The following is a 229-nucleotide window of genomic DNA, read 5'->3' on the forward strand; positions in this document are numbered from 1 at the left end:
GCCTCGACTTCCAGCCGCAGCTCGACGGTCTCGCCGATCATCGACCGCCACGCATCGACGCCGAAATCCGCGCGCGTCAGCGTCGTCGTCGCGGAAAACCCCACCGTGCGCCGGAACGGCGGCAGCGGATGGCGACGCGCGCCGTTGCGCACCGCATCGAGCGCGACCTCGCGGGTCACGCCGCGCAGCGTCAGCGTGCCGTGCACGATCGCGCGCCCGGCATCGATCG

General features: G+C 72.9%; 1 protein-coding gene. It reads right to left on the reverse strand.

Going from position 1 to position 229, the window contains the following annotated elements:
- On the reverse strand, nucleotides 1–229 hold a 229-nt coding region (locus SB660_RS24355; protein WP_410585230.1), incomplete at both ends, for a YceI family protein.

Source organism: Bacillus sp. SIMBA_005 (assembly GCF_046535585.1).
In the GTDB taxonomy this organism is placed as follows: domain Bacteria; phylum Bacillota; class Bacilli; order Bacillales; family Bacillaceae; genus Bacillus; species Bacillus pumilus.